The organism is Sphingobacterium suaedae, assembly GCF_042684625.1.
Taxonomy (GTDB): domain Bacteria; phylum Bacteroidota; class Bacteroidia; order Sphingobacteriales; family Sphingobacteriaceae; genus Sphingobacterium; species Sphingobacterium suaedae.
This window is the reverse complement of record NZ_JBHULR010000021.1, coordinates 441,126-461,226: the sequence shown is the minus strand read 5'-3', so window position 1 is coordinate 461,226 and position 20,101 is coordinate 441,126. Positions and strand designations below refer to the sequence as shown.

18 protein-coding genes, 1 rRNA gene and 1 pseudogene are annotated in these 20,101 nt (G+C 42.0%); 5 read left to right on the top strand and 15 right to left on the bottom strand.

The window, feature by feature from the left end; translation table 11 throughout:
- Together rrf and ACFSR5_RS21260 are read left to right on the top strand one after the other, a co-directional pair.
- Positions 1-81: ribosomal RNA gene (gene rrf, locus ACFSR5_RS21280) — 5S ribosomal RNA — on the top strand; the annotation flags it as partial.
- A gap of 102 nt (positions 82-183) precedes the next feature.
- A pseudogene (locus tag ACFSR5_RS21260) lies at positions 184-509 on the top strand (group II intron maturase-specific domain-containing protein).
- A 192-nt stretch (positions 510-701) separates the two neighbouring features.
- Here the strand turns inward: ACFSR5_RS21260 and ACFSR5_RS21255 are convergent.
- Complete coding sequence (locus ACFSR5_RS21255; protein WP_380906591.1) at positions 702-1,085, bottom strand: SRPBCC domain-containing protein; 384 nt, start codon at positions 1,083-1,085, stop codon at positions 702-704.
- A 58-nt stretch (positions 1,086-1,143) separates the two neighbouring features.
- Here ACFSR5_RS21255 and ACFSR5_RS21250 point away from each other — a divergent pair, with 58 nt between their 5' ends.
- Positions 1,144-2,511 carry a methyltransferase RsmF C-terminal domain-like protein gene (locus ACFSR5_RS21250; RefSeq protein ID WP_380906590.1) on the top strand — a complete coding sequence of 456 codons (1,368 nt, stop codon included), beginning with the start codon at positions 1,144-1,146 and terminating at the stop codon, positions 2,509-2,511.
- Here the strand turns inward: ACFSR5_RS21250 and coaBC are convergent.
- The 3 genes from coaBC to ACFSR5_RS21235 are packed head-to-tail and all read right to left on the bottom strand — an operon-like array spanning position 2,498 to position 4,947.
- The gene (coaBC, locus tag ACFSR5_RS21245) at positions 2,498-3,709 is read right to left on the bottom strand and encodes a bifunctional phosphopantothenoylcysteine decarboxylase/phosphopantothenate--cysteine ligase CoaBC (protein ID WP_380906589.1); all 1,212 of its coding nucleotides are present in this window, start codon (positions 3,707-3,709) and stop codon (positions 2,498-2,500) included. The genes ACFSR5_RS21250 and coaBC overlap by 14 nt on opposite strands.
- Positions 3,710-3,719: 10 nt before the next feature.
- Positions 3,720-4,049, bottom strand: coding sequence for a DNA-directed RNA polymerase subunit omega (locus tag ACFSR5_RS21240; protein WP_380906588.1), 330 nt, complete (start codon positions 4,047-4,049; stop codon positions 3,720-3,722).
- 28 nt (positions 4,050-4,077) lie between these two features.
- Positions 4,078-4,947 carry an outer membrane protein assembly factor BamD gene (locus ACFSR5_RS21235; protein WP_380906596.1) on the bottom strand — a complete coding sequence of 290 codons (870 nt, stop codon included), beginning with the start codon at positions 4,945-4,947 and terminating at the stop codon, positions 4,078-4,080.
- 277 nt (positions 4,948-5,224) lie between these two features.
- Here ACFSR5_RS21235 and ACFSR5_RS21230 point away from each other — a divergent pair, with 277 nt between their 5' ends.
- Together ACFSR5_RS21230 and ACFSR5_RS21225 are read left to right on the top strand one after the other, a co-directional pair.
- Positions 5,225-5,500, top strand: a complete 276-nt coding sequence (locus tag ACFSR5_RS21230; protein WP_380906587.1) for a NifU family protein — start codon at positions 5,225-5,227, stop codon at positions 5,498-5,500.
- A gap of 52 nt (positions 5,501-5,552) precedes the next feature.
- Complete coding sequence (locus ACFSR5_RS21225) at positions 5,553-6,200, top strand: hypothetical protein (RefSeq protein ID WP_380906586.1); 648 nt, start codon at positions 5,553-5,555, stop codon at positions 6,198-6,200.
- Here ACFSR5_RS21225 and ACFSR5_RS21220 read toward each other — a convergent pair.
- The 11 genes from ACFSR5_RS21220 to polA form a co-directional block, all read right to left on the bottom strand.
- Entirely contained in the window at positions 6,197-7,435 is a 1,239-nt protein-coding gene (locus ACFSR5_RS21220) for an FtsX-like permease family protein (protein WP_380906585.1), read from the bottom strand. The two genes, ACFSR5_RS21225 and ACFSR5_RS21220, sit on opposite strands and share 4 nt — an antisense overlap.
- Before the next feature lie 3 nt (positions 7,436-7,438).
- Entirely contained in the window at positions 7,439-8,080 is a 642-nt protein-coding gene (locus ACFSR5_RS21215) for an MBL fold metallo-hydrolase (protein ID WP_380906584.1), read from the bottom strand.
- A 386-nt stretch (positions 8,081-8,466) separates the two neighbouring features.
- A complete protein-coding gene (locus ACFSR5_RS21210; protein WP_380906583.1) occupies positions 8,467-9,213 on the bottom strand; it encodes a shikimate dehydrogenase family protein in 747 nt (248 codons plus the stop codon).
- Positions 9,210-10,619 carry a tetratricopeptide repeat protein gene (locus ACFSR5_RS21205; protein WP_380906582.1) on the bottom strand — a complete coding sequence of 470 codons (1,410 nt, stop codon included), beginning with the start codon at positions 10,617-10,619 and terminating at the stop codon, positions 9,210-9,212. Before ACFSR5_RS21205 ends, ACFSR5_RS21210 begins: the two co-directional genes overlap by 4 nt.
- A gap of 205 nt (positions 10,620-10,824) precedes the next feature.
- Positions 10,825-12,207: an OmpA family protein gene (locus ACFSR5_RS21200; protein ID WP_380906581.1), complete on the bottom strand. Its 1,383-nt coding sequence runs from the start codon at positions 12,205-12,207 to the stop codon at positions 10,825-10,827.
- Between the two features lie 242 nt (positions 12,208-12,449).
- Positions 12,450-13,460 carry an inorganic phosphate transporter gene (locus ACFSR5_RS21195; protein WP_380906580.1) on the bottom strand — a complete coding sequence of 337 codons (1,011 nt, stop codon included), beginning with the start codon at positions 13,458-13,460 and terminating at the stop codon, positions 12,450-12,452.
- A gap of 31 nt (positions 13,461-13,491) precedes the next feature.
- Positions 13,492-14,139: a DUF47 domain-containing protein gene (locus ACFSR5_RS21190; protein ID WP_380906579.1), complete on the bottom strand. Its 648-nt coding sequence runs from the start codon at positions 14,137-14,139 to the stop codon at positions 13,492-13,494.
- An 82-nt stretch (positions 14,140-14,221) separates the two neighbouring features.
- On the bottom strand, positions 14,222-15,256 hold the full coding sequence (locus ACFSR5_RS21185; RefSeq protein ID WP_380906578.1) for a sensor histidine kinase: 1,035 nt from the start codon (positions 15,254-15,256) through the stop codon (positions 14,222-14,224).
- A 54-nt stretch (positions 15,257-15,310) separates the two neighbouring features.
- Positions 15,311-15,964, bottom strand: a complete 654-nt coding sequence (locus ACFSR5_RS21180; RefSeq protein WP_380906577.1) for a phosphatidylserine decarboxylase family protein — start codon at positions 15,962-15,964, stop codon at positions 15,311-15,313.
- A 135-nt stretch (positions 15,965-16,099) separates the two neighbouring features.
- Entirely contained in the window at positions 16,100-17,221 is a 1,122-nt protein-coding gene (locus ACFSR5_RS21175) for a toxin-antitoxin system YwqK family antitoxin (RefSeq protein WP_380906576.1), read from the bottom strand.
- A 4-nt stretch (positions 17,222-17,225) separates the two neighbouring features.
- A complete protein-coding gene (gene polA / locus ACFSR5_RS21170; protein WP_380906575.1) occupies positions 17,226-20,021 on the bottom strand; it encodes a DNA polymerase I in 2,796 nt (931 codons plus the stop codon).
- Between the last annotated feature and the right edge of the window lie 80 nt (positions 20,022-20,101).

Genomic DNA, 20,101 nt, shown 5'->3' with positions numbered 1-20,101 from the left:
TCCCATTCCGAACAGAGAAGTCAAGCCCGCCAGAGCCGATGGTATTGCCGTAACAGGTGGGAGAGTAGGTCGGTGCCTAATTTTATAGCAAGAGCCCCTTCAGGAAACTGGAGGGGCTCTTTTCTTGTTCCGACCTGCATGGGGTTTTTTATATGAAGTCCGGAGAATGCCGTTTGAGTATCCATCCTTAAAAGTTACGACAAACTCAAACCTAAACTAAAAGAATTGACAGACCGTAGCAAGGGTATGGGCTATGAAAATCGGAAAGCTTCTCTAGATCTGTTCATTAGAGGTTGGCTCGATATTTCAACCTTGCGGACATGAAGAGCCGGTTACCGCGGATAGAGGAATGGTATAGGCGTAGGCTTCGAATATACATCTGGAAGATTTGGAAGAAGATAAAGACACGTTTTAATAATCTATGTAAATGTGGAATTGATAAGTGTAAAGCTTGGGAATGGGGGGGTATTGGCGTATCGCCGACATCTTTATACTCCATCGAACACTGAACAACGACAATCTAAAGCGTGCCAGCCATCCTTTCTTAATAGATTGTTATCGTAAAATAGTATCGTGGGTAGGGAACCACCGTATGCGGAGCCGCATGTACGGTGGTGAGATGTCGGAAAATGAAAGTAGGAAGAAAACTTTCATTTTCCTCCTACTCGATTTTTAATTTCTTTTAATTTTTACAGACCCTATTACTCTTCCTCATAAAACTCAATCAACGAGGCGATATACGTATCATTCCAACCTTCGACAATATCGTCGTAGGCTTCCTCTGGTATTTGTGTGTGGTGAAGTTCGAAGGACGTGCCCTTCTTATGTTCGTGAAGCTTAATAGTAACTATTGACAGTTCTTCTTGTTCGCCAAAATACCATTGTTGGACAATTTTGGAATAGGGCTCTAATTGAATGAATTTCCCCTGAATAGCACCATCCCACATGGAGAACTCTCCGCCCTCTATAGGGGCTATCTCTACGGAGTCTCCTGTCCATAGCCGAATGGTGATTTCTGTAGTTAATGCTTTATAGATATCTTCGGGAGGGGCCGGTATGATATAGTATTTCTTATAGTCTTTCATAACGTTTGTGATTCCTTGCTTATTGTGGTAAATTTACAGAGAAATAAGCGATAAAACGATGGGTAATTTTTTACCAAATGATTTAATACGCCGTCTGAACGAACGAGCGGACTTTGATTCTGAAGCATTTTTAGAGACGCATCAAACGGGAGATAAAATCACGTCTATTCGTCTAAATCCGCACAAACAACAGCAGTCTCCGTTCGTCCGGATAAAGCAGGTTCCGTGGTGTACGTTTGGATACTATCTAGAAGAGAGACCCAGTTTCACGTTGGATCCCTTGTATCATGCAGGCTGCTACTATGTTCAAGAGGCTTCGTCCATGTTTATTGCACACATTTTGGAGCAACTGGGACTAGCAAATAGTAAAATTAAGGCATTAGACCTTTGTGCGGCTCCAGGGGGTAAATCCACCTTACTTAACAGTTATTTAGGAGTGGAGAGCTTGTTGGTATCAAATGAGGTGATCAAGGCCAGAGCAAATATTCTAGTCGATAATATTAATCGATGGGGTACTGCGAACGTGGTTGTGACTAATAATGATCCATCAGCATTTAATCGATTGCCGGGATATTTTGACGTATTGCTTGTTGATGCTCCCTGTTCTGGATCCGGAATGTTCAGAAAGGACCAAAAGGCAATCGACGAATGGTCATCGGCAAACGTGAAATTGTGCAGTGACAGACAGAAACGGATTCTTGCTGAATCTTTGTCTACATTAAGTACCGACGGCTACTTACTGTATTCTACGTGTTCGTATTCCCAGGAGGAAAATGAAGACATTGTCGATTGGGTAATGGACGAATTTGGGTTTGAAAGCGTTTCTATTCCAGTAAAAGCAGATTGGGGGATCGAAGAAACACATTCTCCGAAGCATTATGCTTTTGGTTATCGCTTTTACCCGCATCGTGTAATGGGTGAGGGGTTCTTTATATCCGTATTGAAGAAAAGGACTAGTCAGAGCTCTTTTCCAAAAAATAAGATGAGACCGGAGAAAAGCGCTATTTCTTTATATGAGGCCGCGAAATGGGTACATCCTGCAGACATTTTTTTTCAATTTATGCACGGTGATGATCTAAGGATCTTTCCTAAAGCTTATATGGACGATTTGCGAGCGCTGCAGCAGGTACTTTACATCAAGCAAGCGGGAACAAGTTTGGGCAAATGGACAGGGCGAGAACTGTTACCTTCACACGATTTAGCGTGTAGCATTTACATTCGAACCGATCTGCCTTCGCAAGAGCTTGATCTACAAACAGCTTTGAAATACCTTAGAAAAGAAAATTTGGATAGAGATCATTTCACGCAGACCAATACCGGCTGGTGCTTGGTTCGCTATGAGGGTGTTAATCTTGGTTGGGTCAAAGTTCTTCCTAACCGAGTGAATAACTACTATCCTAAGGAAGTACGTATTATGAATTTATAGTGGATTGATGCGAAACGACCAGTTGACAGATATCCTGTGCTACTGCTTTCTTGTCTTTTAGTTCAAAATAAGTGATGCCTCCGTTGCGTTCTAATACGGTAACTTTGTTTGTGTCGACAGCAAAGCCCGCCCCTATATCGCGCATGGAATTTAGCACAATGTAATCCAAATTTTTTCGTATAAGCTTATCTTTTGCGTGTGCTAGCTCATCGTTTGTCTCCAACGCAAATCCTATAAGCGTTTGCTCGTTTGTTTTTCTCTTTCCGAGAGAAGCCAAGATGTCAGTGGTCTTCTTTAAAGGGATTTGGAACGTTTCATCTTTCTTTTTGATCTTTTGGTCGGAGACTTCTAAAGGGGTATAGTCAGCCACGGCTGCGCTCATCACAATGATGTCCGACTGATCGAAATGTTTCGAGCAGGCAGATAACATATCGGAAGCAGAAACAACGTCTGTACGGTAAACACCGGGGGGCGTTGGCAGGTGTGTAGGGCCGCTAATCAGTATTACTTCTGCGCCTAAATTCTGCAAGGTCTCAGCTATTGCAAATCCCATTTTACCGCTAGAGTGGTTGCCGATGAAGCGGACCGGATCGATGGCTTCATAAGTAGGACCTGCAGATACAAGAGCTTTTTTGCCGCGGAGCGGTAATGCTCCATTGAAAAAATCACGCAACGTGGCGACGATTTCTTCGGGTTCTGTAAGGCGTCCTTCGCCCACCAGTCCACTGGCTAATTCACCGTTTTTAGGAGCTATTAGGCGATCTCCAAACGCAACAAGACGATTAATGTTTTCCTGTGTGGCCGGGTGTAGCCACATGTCAAGATCCATCGCAGGAGCAAACATAACTGGACATTTAGCGGAAAGGTAAGTCGCCAATAATAGATTGTCTGCAATACCATGTGCCATTTTACTGATCGTGGTCGCGGTCGCGGGTGCTATCAGTAAAAGGTCAGCCTTCAGACCGAGTTCGACATGATTGTTCCATACACCACTTTCTTTGTCAAAGTAAGCAGACAAAACGGGGTTTTTAGATAACGTAGCTAAAGTTAAAGGTGTAATAAACTCGGTCGCATCTGGAGTCATAATCACCTGTACGTTAGCTCGCTCTTTAACCAATAAACGCGTGAGATGTGCAATTTTATATGCGGCTATACTGCCGCATATACCGATAATAATATTTTTATCCCGTAGAGACATGCTCTAGCAGTTAGTCTTGCTCTTTAGAAGGGTTCCTAAAATAAACTTTATCATTTAAGAATTCGTCAACTGCAACAAGGGATGCTTTAGGAAGGCGCTCATAGTGTTTAGAGATTTCGATCTGTTCACGATTTTCGAAAACTTCTTCTAAATTATCATTGTTACTTGCGAATTCTGCCAACTTACCATTTAGCTCTTCTTTAATATCCACAGCGATCTGATTGGCGCGCTTCGAGATAACCACGATAGACTCGTAAATGTTATCCGTTCCTTTATCCAATTGTCTCAAATCGCGGGTTACTGTTGAGCTAGGAATAGTGGTGTTTTTATTTTGACTCATCGTTTAAATGTATTATTAATTTCAATTATTAGTTGGTAGAAGCTGCTTCTTTTGCTTCCGCGTCTTCTTTGCTAATGCCCAATTCTTTTTGTTGTTCTTCTCGAAGTTTATTGATTTCGTTCATGCGCTTAACAACAAAGGCAATTTGTTTTTCTGCACTGGAACGAAGATCTTCCGCTTCCTTTTTATATTTACTCTCCGGATAGTGCTCTACAAATGCCTGATAATAATCGATGGCTTCGTTGTATCGAGCCTCCTGACGGTATGGCATACTATTTTGAGCAAATAAATACTGGGACTTTAAGATTAAAAATTCGATTTCTTCCGCATACTTCGTGTCAGGATATTCCCTTAGCATACTTTCAAATGCGATAACCGCTGCTCGATAGTCGTCCGGCTGACCCATATCGAAATACAATTTAGCATTCGCATACGCTTTTTGTTCTAGTTTATCCCGAAGTTTCTGAATGAGGTCTCCCGCTTCTTTCGCTTTTTCTCCTTCTGGATACAGATTGATAAATAGTTGTAGCTCGTCAATGGCTTTCCGCGTATTTTCCTGATCCAATGATGGTCGAGGAGAGTCGACATAAAAACAATAAGCAGACATGAAGCGACATTCCTCTGCGCGAGGACTATTCGGATAGGTCTGTGCAAATTCCTTGAAACGGAATCTTGCCGACGTGTAGTCCCGCAAACGGTAATTGGTATATGCCGTGTAATAATATAGGTCTTCCGCTTCTGCCTGACCACGATATTTGTTCATCAGATCGTCGAAAAGCACCAGTGCTTTCGTGTATTTCTTCTTTTCGTAGTATTTAACGGCCTCCTGATATTTCATGGCTATATTGTTGCTTGCCCGAAGTTTTTCGAATTTACTTTTGCAGCTACTTACAAGCATTAAAACTACCATGCCCGCCAACAACGAAACGATACGTCTATTTAAAAACATTTTACAAAGATACGTGAAAATCAAATATGATTCAATTAAATTTTAGTGTTGCAAGATACCCCATTTATCGGCTTCAACCTACTTGCACCGAGTCTTTTAACATTCTTTAACCGCGGATCTTATATAGATGTCAACGTAATGTTGAATTATAGCGTATTGTTTTTATCTATCGGAATATTTTTTATAAATTGACTATCTTTACGTCAACAAATATTTTAGAAGTAGCATGACATTACAAGAGCGAGTAGAACAAGCATTAGATACAATCCGACCTTATTTGGAAACGGATGGTGGGAACGTAAGCGTAGAAGAGATTACTCCGGATAATGTGGTTAAGTTGAAATTACTGGGTACGTGTGCGAGTTGTTCCATGAGCATCATGACGTTCAAGGCTGGATTGGAACAGGCCATTCGTAAAGCTGTACCGGAGATTACAGGTGTAGAAGCCATCAACTTAACGGATATGAATGACCCGAATGCGATAACCCCGGCACAGCTTTAGGGTTAACACTATTTAACAGCCTTCTTTACTGAGGATTGCATAAATTTGGGCCATGGCAGGTAGAATCTTGTATGTATTCATTTTGATCTTTTCTGTTTTACAAGGAAATGTTTTCGCGCAGGACAGAAAAATCATACAATTCAGCGGACTAATTAGCTCCGTTGGGGGAGAATTGCCTGTGCCTTTTGTAACGGTTACTAACAAAAGCCATAATCAAACAGCATATGCCGCCGATAACGAAGGTTTTTTTTCATTCGTAGCGCATGTTGGTGACACGATCCGGTTTACATCCGTGGGTTTTGATCCAGTTGAATACGTAATACCGTATACGCCGTCCGATAAATTTACAGCGCGGATCAACATGAAAAGTTTAGTCATTGAACTCCCAGCCGTTATGCCGTTTCCGTGGGCTAGTATCGAAGAGTTCAATATGGCGTTTATGGCGTTGGACGTAAGTAATGATGATGCCTCCCGAATAAAACGGAATTTGTCTCCTGAGGCCTTGGCCGCCTTATCGCAAGTTGTTCCGAGGAGCGCTGAAGAAATCCAGACCTATAATTCGATGCAGCGTCATATCAATATGACGAATAAAAACATAAATCAACGGTTTGCTAATCCATTATTTAGTCCTTTTGCTTGGGGCTCTTTTATTAATTCTATCGTAAAAGGAGATTATAGCAGAAAACGCCTACAATACTAGTCGGCTGAGCGCATCGTATCATTTTTGATCTCACGGACACTGAGAAGCGAGGCAACATACGAGACAATTATCGCAACGAGCATTACGGTTATAAACACTAAAACAAAATCTAAAAGCCGAATATCAACGGGATAGATATCCATAATGGCATTTGCACCTTCGCCTGTCCGGATAATTCCAAATCGTTCCTGCAACACACAAAAAAGAAAACCTAGGGCAATACCGATTATACCACCGATGCAGGCAATCATAACGCCTTCGTAAAAGAAGATACGTTGAATGAGCCATCCATTCGCTCCTAGGCTCTTTAAAACGGTCATATCTTGTTTCTTATCAATAACCAACATGGTGAGTGATCCAATAATGTTAAAGATAGCAATGATGCCGATGACCGTCAGAATAAAAAAAACAATCCACTTCTCAGAACGAATCGTTTTATAAAGCAAAGGGTTTTGTTGTTCGCGATTTTTGACAATAAAACGTTCGCCCAAAGCTCTTTGCGTTTCCTCCTGTAAAGTATATACCTGAGTAGAATCTTTTGTGTAGATTTCTACTGCGGAAACCCGGTCGTATTCGTTCAGTAGATCTTTCGCAAAACTCAGTGGGGTAATAATTAAATTGTCAAATCCTTGTTGATAGTGTAGTACCCCAGATGGAGACAGTCGGCGTATATTAACCTCATCTAAGGGGTTCACACTAGTTCCAGAAGTACCTTTACGTGGAGAAAATAATTGTAAAGTATTGTTGGCTCCCTCGATTGGTACCCGCAGGTTTGCCTGTACCTGTGCTCCAATCAGGGCATAATGTATGCTGTCCTTAAAGATGTCGAAACTACCCGCATACAACATGTTTTGATGATTGATTTTCAAGAGGCTGGCTGGCTCGACTCCTTTTATCTGGGCGATGAATTGCTGTTGATCATATTGAACAAGGACCTTGTCTTCTAGTACTTCAGAATAACTTCGAATCAATGGGCTGTTTCGTAAGTTTTGCAACACTTTTTCTTCGGGGTCGAACACTTTACCTGCAGTAGGTTCTATGCGCAGTTCTGGCGCAAATGTGCTATATAGAGATAGAATAAGGTTCTCCATCCCATTGTAAAAAGATAATACTATTACTAAAGCTGCACTGCTTACCAAAACACCAATCACGCTAATCGCCGAAATAATATTAATGGCATTTACCGATTTTTTTGAAAACAGGTATCTCTTGGCAAAATATATCGGTAGTCTCATTGGTTAACCTCTTATGAAAGGATTGGTATTTTTCTCAAATCCGATAGTTGTAGTAGGACCGTGCCCCGGATAGACAACCGTATCGTTAGGTAGGGTGTATATCTTGCGCTGGATATTGTCTACTAATTGCTGATGATTGCCTCCAGGGAGATCTGTCCGTCCGATACTGTTTCGAAAAAGGACGTCTCCGCCAATCAAAAAGTTATTTTGAGCTGAGTAAAAACAAAGGTGGGCTGGAGAATGGCCTGGAACAAACAAAACCTGCAAATTATCCTCCCCGATGCGCACAGTTTGGCCTTCTTGCAAAAACTCGTCCGGGATGGGGGAAACATCATAGCGCATTCCGAACATGGGGGCCCGACTCTCTACCGAGACTAATACGGGTACTTCCCCTTCGTGTAATTGTGGAAATAAGCCATACCGCTCATACACAAAGCGATTACCTAGAACGTGATCAATATGGCAGTGCGTGTTGTAGAGCGCAATCGGTGATAACTCATTTTCTTGAATAAATGCAATTAAACGGTCTTCTTCCTTTGGATTGGACATGCCAGGGTCGAATATGGCACAAAGACCATCTGGGTTGTAAACAACATAGGTGTTTTCCTGAAAAGGGTTACATGTGAACGTCTGTATACTTAGCATAGACCAAAAATAGAAATTATTTCCAAGTAAAGGTGCTGATCAAGTGATCAATATCCTTTTCTAGGAATTCAGGACTGGCTGAATAGAACCTAGGTGAGTTGTTAATGAGATATAGCACTGCGTGCAGTTAAATGTCTCATGTTATCTGATACGGAAAATAGTTTATATGCAGTCGAGGGTTGAACTGTGGAAAATCGAGATTTTTCCAACAAACGGAAGCGTAGCTGAGTATTTTCGAAAGCGAAAGGACACCCGGTTTTAACGACCTGATAGCTCTTTTCGGGAAATTTGATACGAAAAAAAACCACGGTTTGGGTGTATAATCCGACGATGAACAAGCTGACATTACTATGCTAATAATATAAAATAGATAGCGTATTAATCCCTTATTCTTCATTCCAAATATCCCAATTTTTTTCCGCTTGCAGTACGAGCATTTCGTATCCATTTTTGGTGACTGCACCGCGCTCTTTGCCTCTGCGAAGGAACGTTGTTTCATCGGGGTTGTAAATCAGGTCGTACAGAAGATGATCTTGTCCAATACCTTCGTATGGAATACGAGGAGCTTGATCTATATCGGGAAATGTTCCAACCGGCGAGCAGTTGATTAGGAGCGTGTGAGAGTGAATCGTCTCTCGCGTTAGGTCCGCATAGGTGAGGTCGCCGTTCTCTTTACTTCTACTGACAATTTGGAAGGATATTCCTAATTTATTTAACACGTAATACACCGCCTGGGCCGCCCCTCCATTCCCAAACACAAGGGCCTGGGTATGTTGCTGTTTTAGTAAAGGAAGCAAAGACTGTTCAAAGCCGTACGCATCGGTATTAAACCCCTTTAAGTATGCACGTCCGTCTTTTCTTCGGATCTGAATGCAATTGACTGCCTGTATTTCCGTCGCTTCTGGAGAAAGGGCATCCAAAAAGGGCATTATACTGCGCTTATGGGGTATGGTTACGTTAAAGCCATAAAATGCGTGATCGTCTTCATACAGCATCGGAAATTGCTGTATATCTTGTAACGCATAGAGATCATAATCAATATCCGTTATGTGCTCTGCATCGAATTTAGCGTGGTAATACTTTTTCGAAAAGGAATGCCCCAAAGGGTAGCCGATCAGCCCAAGTTTCTTCATGAATTATTGGTATATTTTCTTATAATATCGACAATAATTTTATTCCCTTGCAATTGAGGCAGATAGTCGAACAGGATATAGAACTTCTCCGGATTAGTAGCTAGCCCTAATTCCAGAAAATTTAGCGCTTCGTTATATTGTCCATTTGCAAAGAGATATGCCACAACACGATAGTAAAGTTCAGAAGCTTCTGGATTTTGCTTGATTGCGTCTGCCATAACATCAATTGCCTCGATGTATTTTCCTTGTTCGAAATAGATGGAGGAATAATCAAGCCAAGCTTCTACGTCTGTTGGATTGAGTTCGACGACTTTATTGTATGCAAATTCTGATTCTTCAAATTGATTGAGCTTGTAACGCGCGTCTGCGATAGCAAACCAATAGTCTGGGTTAGCATCATCTAAATCAAGCGCTTTCTTGTAAAAATGCAAGGATTCAAAATAGCGATCGTCAAAATCCAACGTAACACCAATGCCAAACCATGCGTCAGCAAGCTGGGGATCGAGCTTGACCGCTTTCTTGTAGTTTTCGCGTGCTTCTTCCATCAGTTCAAGTTTCTCGTAACATTCGCCGATAGCACAATATACATCGGCTGTAGGTGTTTCGTACTCGAAACTTTGCTTATAAACATCGATCGCTTCAGTATATTTTTGCAAGTTCACAAGCACGTTGCCTTTATTAAAATATGCCGGCACAAATGACTCATTAATGAGCATTGCGTAATCATAAGCGTCAATGGCTTCGTCGAATCTATTCAACTTTTCGTATACCATGCCGAGGTTAAACCAGGCTGCATAGGAATAGGGATCGTTATCAATATATTGTTTATAAAATTGAATACTTTCTTCAGGACGTTCCAGTACCTCATAGCAAAAGGCGAGGGCGTGTAGTGCGTCATCATTTTCCATATTGAGCTGCAGCGACTTCTTGAGATTTTTGATGGCGGCTTCGTAGTCCCCTTTTATCTGATAAAGTTCAGCAATCTGGAAATACGCTTCGGCCGTATCTTCGCCGAGATCTATTGCTTGTAAGAAAAACATTTCTGCTTGTTCTACTTCGCCTTGCAGGAGATAAATGTTGCCTTTGAGTAGATACATCTCTCCACTGTTAGGTTCCAAGACAGTGGCTTTATCGATTTCCTGAAGCGCCTTTTCCAGTTGGTGCATCCGCGCGAATAGTTGCGCTTTTTTTAGGAGAAAGAGGGTTTCATACGGATGTTGACTCGTGGCATATTCTGCAACCTGTAATGCCTTAACAGGGTCGTTTTTATCGGTATAATATTCTATGATACTTTCAAAAGCTTTGGCGTCAAAGAAGTATTGGTCTTGATTCCGAAGCATTTCTTCGTATCGATCTACTGACAGTTTTTGTTCTTCGGGCGAGCCAAATTCGAAATCTTCTTCCATATCACTCCTTTCGTTTTTTAATTAAAGAATCGCTTGCATCCTCACTACAGAAGAAATTTATAAAGAAAATGCGACTTCTAATGATTTTGTTTTCCACATTTTCACATACGGTTCTGCAAAGATAGCTTAAAATATTGATAATAAACAGAAAAGCCGATCCACATATGGATCGGCTTTCTTATCATTGATAATTCTTTTAAAGGAATTATTTTTTGATTTCTACACGACGGTTTTGAACACGACCTTCTTCAGTAGCATTAGATGCAACTGGATTAGCTTCGCCATAACCTGTAGCAGTAATGCTAGAAGCAGAAACACCAGCGTTAACTAAGTATTGTTTTACTGCATTAGCACGGTCATTAGATAAGTTCATGTTATAGTCTTCAGTACCTTCTGCAGAAGCATAACCATCTAATGTTACTGATCCGTTTGCATCACGTAATTCTTTCGCTAATTTGTCCAAAGTTGAGTACGATTCAGTTTTCAACACGGAGCTATCGAATTCGAATTGAATAGGAGCGTAATAAGCACCTGAAGTCGCGTTGTTTTGCGCAACTGGCTCAGGGAATTTGATAGGACATCCTGAACCATCTACCGCAGTACCTGCAGGTGTTCCTGGACATTTATCGAATTTATCTGATACACCGTCACCATCAGAGTCTTTGCTCAATTGATCAACTGTACCTTCTAAAGTAGATACGCGTTGTTTCAATGCTTCAACTTCGTTACGCAATGATGGATCTTTCAGTTCATCATACAATGTAGCAACTGGGTTTGTGAATGTTAAGTTTTCTTTGTCACGTGAACCTAGAGTGAACTCTAAACCTCCATAAACATTAGAGAACTTACCTTTGTAATCTGTTCTTGCTGGTCCGTATAACAAGTTATCATCCGTGAAGTTCATGGTGTAACCTAAGTTCAAGGCAACAACTTCAGATAATTTGAATTTAACACCAACACCAACTGGAACGAATGCAGTTAAGCGGTTGTCACGGTCACCTGTTGCTTCACGATCACCGAAGATTTCTTCACCCCATTTTCCTTCGTTGTTGTAAACTTCTGTTCCTGTGAAATCATTGTTCAAGTATTGTACTGGATTGTGCGCCATAACACCTAAACCTACTTTAGCGTAGAAGTTAACCGCATTTTCTCTTCTTAAGAAGTCAATAGTACCTAATTGGAATACACCATTCAAGCTACCAGCCCAGTTAACAGAGGTCTCAACAGATTTCGCTCCTAATGAATTTTCTGCAGCAGGACCAGATACATCGTGGTTGTACGTTTTGATGCGGCCACGGTTACCTTCTAATTCTAAACCGAATAAGTGAGAGAATTGCTTACGGATAGTTAAACCATAGTACTCACCTACTTTGTTTTGGAAGTAACCTACTTTTTGACCGAAAGCGTTCGATCCACCAACTAGTACGTTAGGTGTAGTGATACCACCTTGTACACCGATCGACCAAGTTCTGTATTGTGATCTTCCACCAAATACAGTTGGAGTTTGTGCTTGAGCGCTTTCAGCAAAACCTAAAGCGGCTACTAAAGACGCTGCAACAGCTGTTTTTTTAATTGTAGAATAGTTCATACTCTTGTTTTTAAGGTTATTAAAATTTTTAATTGTTTTCACTTTTCTATTTTAACATAACTTAACAATAACGATGCCAAAAATAACAGGTCGTTGAAAAAGTTGTATTAATGAACAAATTTGCTGAATCTCAGCAAAAATGTCCGCGTAAAAGTATATATATTATTTAGAACCGCCAAATTTTTCATTTTTTTTTGCTTGATAATCAATAAAAACAGCGCGCTTGTATATTAAATACTACGTTATAGAATAAAATGGATCACGGCAAGGGAAAGTCCGCCTAACACAGCGCTCACGGGGATAGTCAAGATCCATGCCCATAGTAGGCTGATTGTGACACCCCAACGTACAGCGGATACACGTTTCACAACCCCTACCCCAATAATAGAACCGGTGATTGTATGCGTGGTCGAGGCGGGGATACCAAAGTGCTCCGTGACTCCAAGAGTTACAGCTCCTGCGGTTTCTGCAGCGACACCTTCCAATGGAGTTACTTTGGTTATCTTAGTACCCATCGTCTTAACGATTTTCCAGCCACCGCTCATTGTACCGGCAGCGATCGCAATGTAACAGGATAGAGGAACCCAAGCAGGCATCGCTTCGAAGTTTGGAATCACTTGCTCAGCAATTAAGGCTGTTGCAATGATCCCCATCACTTTCTGAGCGTCGTTACCACCGTGCGCAAAGCTTAATGCTGCGGAAGAAATAAGCTGACATATTTTAAACCACTTTTCAGCAACAGCCGGACGTGCCCGTTTCGCTAGGTTCATAATAATCAGTGTAATGATGATGGAGATCAGCATACCGAGTACTGGCGCCAAGACGATAAAAGACACCGTTTTAAGGATCGCACTTTGATTAACAGCCAAAAACGGGTTAGCACCCGTAATCCAAGCGTAAGCCATTCCAGAACCCGCAAATCCTCCAATCAGTGTGTGCGAAGAACTGGATGGAATACCGTAGTACCAAGTAAAGAGGTTCCACGAAATAGCGGCGACCAGGCCCGCAAATATGACTTCTAAGGTAATATATTCTTCCAGTACAGTCTTCGCGATCGTATTGGCCACCTTGTGGTCTGTAAAATAAAAGTAAGCTGCAAAGTTAAATAGAGCGGCCCAAAGCACAGCCATAAAGGGCGTTAAAACTTTCGTTGAAACGATCGTGGCGATCGAGTTGGCTGCATCGTGGAATCCGTTGATGTAGTCAAAAGCAATCGCAAGGATGACAACGACAATCAATAAGGTGGAAATCATAGTTGTTGTTTTGTTTTCTTAATGCTCTGTTTTAAGCATTCTTAACTAAAATACTCTCTAATACATTGGCGACATCCTCACATTTATCGGTAGCATCTTCCATCGCAGAAAGTACTTCTTTGTTCTTGATCAATGTAATGGCATCCTTTTCATATTCAAAAAGCTCGCCAACGGCCTTATCAAAGATATAGTCCGCTTTGTTTTCCACACTGTTTATGCGAACACAAGAGTCCGTGATATTGCGGATGTTTTTTAGATCTTTCAGTTCATAGATAGCTTTGGCCACATGTTCGGTCGCTTCTACAATCAAGTCCGTAATTTCTTTCATCGGTTGGCTCGGGGTGTGAACCTTATACAACTCCATACGGTTGGATGCACCTTGAATGAAATCGGCGACATCATCCAATGAACTGGCCAATGCGTGGATATCCTCCCGATCAAAAGGTGTAATAAAGTTTTTACCTAATTCAAGGTGTATTTGGTGGGTAATATTATCTCCCTTGTGTTCAAGGTCTTCTAGTTTCTTGTTCAGCTCTGCGCGTTTGGCCAAATCGGTGGAGTAAACTGTTTCTTGTAGCAGCTTGGCCATCTCGATAAGGTTAGCGCCTGCCTGTTCAAACAAAGGAAAGAATTTTTTGTCCTTTGGAACGAAATACTGAAAAATGCTATTTAAAGACATAGTGATGAAATTTGTGCAAAATTATAAATGAAATGTTAAGTTAATGTTAAGTTTGCTAATCTTCATGTAACATGAATCTCATTTAACCCCCCTTCGCTTGATCTAAAGTGAAACCGAAGGTCGTTCCGATGCCCTCTGTACTCCGTACGTGGACGTTTTGTTCGTGCGCCTCAATGATGTGTTTCACAATAGCGAGTCCCAACCCAGAACCCCCAATATCCCTCGATCGACTTTTATCCGCGCGATAAAAGCGTTCAAATACGCGCGGGAGATTTTTTTCTTCAATGCCCAGCCCATCATCCGTGACTTCCACCAAAATCTGATCAAATAAGGGAAAAATAGAAATGGTGGTTAAGCCGCCTTTTTTTCCATATTTAACGGAGTTGTCGATTAAGTTAATCAATACCTGTTGAATGCGTTTCCGATCACCCTTCACCAATAAAGCGTGTTGCGATTTGCCTTTATATTTTAATCGTATATTGCTGGCCGCTGCTTTGGCTTCAAGGTCTTCCATGCATTCTTTAATCAAGGCGATAATGTCAAATTTTTCCATGGATAGGGATATAATGCCTGTCTCCAATTTTGAGATTTCATCCAGGTCTTGGATAAGATAGCTGAGCCGGTCTAAATTACGTGCCGCTTTTTCCAGGAAATTTTTGGCTGTTTCCGGATCATCGTCGATGAGTCCGTCTTGTAGAGTTTCAATATAACCTTGCGTTGCGAATAAAGGCGTTTTAAATTCATGTGAAATATTGGACAAAAACTCTTTCCGAAACTGGGCCTGCTCTTTCAATTTGTTGATTTCAGAAGCTTTCTGCTTTGCCCAATCGCGTACCTCCTGTTCTGCCTCCGCCACGGGGTCGTCTGCAATGTGCTCCCCTAACGCATCTTTGAGGTCCTTTCCGAGTTTTAGATTGTGAATAAGCTTATATACATTGCGAATACGTTTGTAGATATAACGTTCGAATAAATTCAGCAGTATCACAAAGCTCAAGATGCCCGTGGATAGTAAAATGAGTAAAGCAACGTAAAGAATCCCCCTATGTAGGTAATCTGTTGCAGCGATAGAAAGACCGATCGCCCCGGCTATAAGCAGGATAAAAACTCTGAAATTCATAAAAAAAGCCTCGTATAACGAAGCCTAAATTACAAATCCTGTATTAAAATAATGTTAAAATCGAGCAATTACCGTTTTGCCGCCTGTAACTTTATCACCAATATGTACATTCACGTCAGTGCCTATTGGTAAGAATAGGTCGACACGCGATCCAAATTTGATGAAACCAAATTCATCACCCTGTTTGACGTTATCGTTCTCTTTAACATACCAAACAATGCGACGGGCCATAGCTCCTGCGATCTGTCTAAACAGCACTTCAACCCCAGATTGGTTTTTTACGACCACTGTGGTGCGTTCGTTGTCCGTAGAGGATTTGGGATGCCAAGCTACCAAGAATTTACCGGGATGATATTTAAAATACGAGACAATTCCACTAATCGGGTTCCGGTTGACATGTACATTGATCGGCGACATGAAAATAGAAACCTGAATGCGTTTATCGTTGAAATATTCGGTCTCTTCGGTCTCTTCAATAACCACGACTTTCCCGTCTGCAGGACACAAGACTACGCGCTCATCGATCGATATATGCTTTGTTGGGCTCCGAAAAAACTGCAGGATAGTGATGACCAAGAAAGCAGATAGCGCATAGAAAACCCATTTGAGATAGGCGGGCGCGTCATAATAATCAGCAAGCGCGTTAATCACAAATGCAAACAGCACGACGAGCGCTAAGCTCGTATATCCTTCTTTATGGAATTTCATGTCGTAATTTTTTTGCAAACTTAACTAAGATTTCCTGTAAAAAGAAATATTAAACACCGCCAAGACCCGTACCAGATAAACAATCAGTCCTTCCACACGTAATCCCTCTGGAGCATTCGTTTTAAGTAAGTTGCGTTAATCCTCCTGTTTTTTTCCTCGCTCAATACGAATACTATGAAAGTTAAAAGCACCGACTTCATTCGTACTCAATTTTCCCGAGACGGCCAACGTGTCCGCAATAGGCTCTCCATTTTCATCTAAGGACGGAAAATAGAACGGGATTTCCTTCAATACAGCTTCAAAGTATCGGTTGATGTCATCGGATTTTAAGCGCTTGCGGAGGGTTATCATTTCCGGATTTCCATCTTTATCGAGCGACACACGATATGAAAAGTCATCTTCTAAGTTTTTGTGTGTCGGACTAGCACCAAAGGCCGAATTTAGTTTGTCCGAAAGATAGCTATTGAAGCCGCTATAATCATCGAACGTACAAGCTTTAAACAGCATGCGTTCGGCCGTCAAAAAAGACTGGGAAGGAATGATCGTTAACGGAACCTTATACTCTGAATCTAAGAATAAATTGTAGCCGTCCGTAAGTGCGCCATTTCTGTCATAGACTTCTTCAGTAAACAATATCTTTTTGTTCTTTTCATCCACCATATGTGTCGTCCAATAACCCGTTGGAATTCCGTTACGGATTTTTCCTTTGCGCTCAAAGAACGGATATCCATACTCGTTATAAAATTCGAAAGGCATCTTAAATTCATAGTTTCCTTCGCCCGCAGTCACCCGCTGTCGGCCGAAGCGATCCCAGAAAGATTTAATTCGTCCGCCTGTAGAATCAAATGTCACGGTGAGCATGGGTCGGCCGTCCGGATAATAATAGTTCCAATCTCCGACGGCGACATTATTCACAAAAGTAGATTCCCATTTGAGCGTACCATTGGGGTGATACGCCTTGAAAGGACCGGCCTTTACGCCTTGGTTATAGGTGCCCGTTAACACCACTCTTCCGTTTCTATCGAAGTCTTTAAATTCCCCATGGAATGCATTTTTGGACACCACAAAAGCAGATAGCCGTTCAATAGATTTGAATGCACAATCTTTGTCGACCAAAAAGTAATGGTCGTCGAAGTAAAAACGAACAAGCCCTTGTGGAGCTTTTTCAAACAAGGTGTCTCTTGCAACCGGAACCTGCTGAGCGAACGTCAGGATGCCTGTTAAAGATAAGAGGAGAAATAAGCCGATTTTCTTCATATCATTAATGCGCTTCTAACCAATTATTTCCTTTGCCCACTTCCACTTCAATCGGAACGTTCAACGTCATGGCGTTTTTCATTCGATCGATGATGATTGCAGAAAATTGTTCTACTTCCTCTTGCGGGACGTCGAAGACCAATTCGTCATGTACCTGCATGATCATTTTTCCACGCAACCCTAGGTTTTGAATATCCTGTTGAATATGAATCATCGCTATTTTAATCAGATCTGCAGCAGACCCTTGTATCGGTGCATTAATGGCATTTCGCTCCGCAAATCCACGAACGGTCATGTTGGCAGAATTAATGTCTCTTAAATAACGGCGACGCTTTAAAATGGTTTCTACATAACCATGTTCTTTCGCGAATTCAACCGCTTTTGTCATGTATTGGCGGATCCCGGCATATTGCGCAAAGTACTGTTCGATAATGGTCGCGGCTTCTTTACGTGGAATACCTAAGCTTTGTGACAATCCAAAGGCGGATTGCCCATAGATAATCCCAAAGTTAACCGCTTTCGCGTTTCGTCTTTGATCTGATGTTACCTCTTCCAACGAAAGCCCATAAACCCGGGCGGCGGTCGCACGGTGAATATCATGCCCAGCCGCGAACGCTTCCAGCATGTTTTCATCATGGCTCAACTCAGCGATTAGACGAAGCTCAATCTGCGAATAATCTGCCGACAAAAGCACATGTCCCGTTGTTCTCGGAATAAATGCTTTTCGTACCTCTCGCCCTTTCTCGGTGCGGATGGGGATATTTTGCAAGTTCGGATTTGTCGAGCTTAACCGGCCCGTTGCAGCAACCGCTTGATTGTACGATGTATGTATTAGTCCTGTCTCCTTACTGATTAGCCCGGGCAAGGCATCTACATAGGTAGATTTAAGCTTCTGAAGTTGTCTGAAATCTAGAATATCTTGGACGATATCGGATTTATGCGCAAGGGTGAGCAACACATCTTCACCGGTCTTGTATTGACCTGTTTTCGTTTTCTTCGCTTTCGGATCCAGTCCGAGCTTGTCAAAAAGCACTTCGCCCAACTGCTTCGGAGAAGCAATATTAAATTGCACACCCGCTTTTTCGTAAATGGTTGTTTCCAGCCTTCTTATGTCTTCATCTAACGACAAAGAAAAGGCCCGCAACGTTTCTATATCGATCATTACCCCATTCTTCTCGATTTCAGCCAAGACATAAATCAATGGAAATTCTACCTGTTGCGCAAGCGCCAATGTGTGTGTCTCGAGCAAAAGAGGTTTCAATATCTCATGCAACTGCCAGGTGATGTCCGCATCTTCTGCGGCATACTCTTTGACCAGTTCAATCGCCACGTCGCGCATGTTCAGCTGGTTTTTGCCTTTCGCTCCAATCAGTTCCGTAATTGATACCGGGCTGTACCCCAAATAATTTTCGGCAAGAATGTCCATGTTGTGGCGCGTATCGGGGTCGATAAGATAATGGGCGATCATCGTGTCGAACAATGGCCCTTGTACCTGTACACCATATCTCGAAAGCAACAGGATGTCATATTTGAGGTTTTGCCCAACCTTTTCAATCATGGCATTTTCGAAGACCGGTTTGAAAATATCGACGATCGATTGCGCGATCTCGCGGTCTGCAGGAGTGGGGATGTAGTAGGCTGTTCCTTTTTCAAAAGCGAATGACATGCCTACAATATCTGCTGATAATGCGTCCAACGAAGTGGTTTCGGTATCAAAACAGAACCTCGGAAGCTGTGCGAGCTGCCCCGCCAAGTGACGTTGTTGTTCCTCCGTGTCCAACAGGATATACTGATGGGGTGTGTTATGTATGTTTTGGCTCGGCACAATAGGTTCCGTTACGGCGACTGTCGTTACTTCCTCTAAAGACACCGCAAATAGATCCATTTGTCCGGCGCTGCGATGACCGCCGTTGGCCTCCACCACATTGAATTCTTCTCCAAAGACGCGCTTACCTAATGTTCGAAATTCCAGTTCAGCAAATAGTGGTTCCAATAGTGCTCGGTTAGGTTCTTCCAATTCTAATGCCTTCTCATCAAGATCTATAGGTACGTCCAATAGGATCGTCGCCAATTTTTTTGAAATCAAACCTTGGGTCGCATAATTTTCTACGTTCTCTTTTAGTTTACCTTTGAGTTGATGACTGTTTTCAATAATTCCTTCTACAGAACCAAAGTCCTGAACCAATTTTTTTGCTGTTTTTTCACCGATACCCGGAATGCCCGGGATATTATCGACCGCGTCGCCCCACAATCCTAAGATGTCAATAACTTGGCAAACATCGTTTACTTCCCATTTTTCGAGAATTTCGGGCACACCCAAGGTCTCCGCGCCATTTCCCATGCGCGCAGGTTTGTAGATAAAAATGTGGTCAGACACCAATTGACCAAAATCTTTATCGGGTGTCATACAATACACCGTAAATCCTTGCTTTTCTGCTTTTTTTGCTAACGTACCGATGATATCGTCAGCTTCAAAACCGTCCATCGTGATAATTGGAATATTAAAACCTTCTATTAATCGATGGATGAATGGAATGGACATCGCCAAATCTTCCGGCATTTTCTCACGATGTGCCTTATAGGCTTCATACTCGATGTGGCGGTTAGTCGGCGCATCAGTATCAAATACAACGGCTATGTGTGTTGGCTTTTGATTCTTTAATAGCTCAAGTAGCGTATTGGTAAATCCCATTATAGCACCGGTATTCAACCCATACGATGTTAAACGGGGAACCTTACTCAATGCGAAATATGCTCTGTAAATCAGAGCCATGCCATCTAAAAGAAATAGTTTTTTCACCAATGTATAGTTTAAATCGTTCCTCACAAAGGTAGGGAAAAATACAGGTAAATAACAGGTGTATTATGCCCCCATATGTC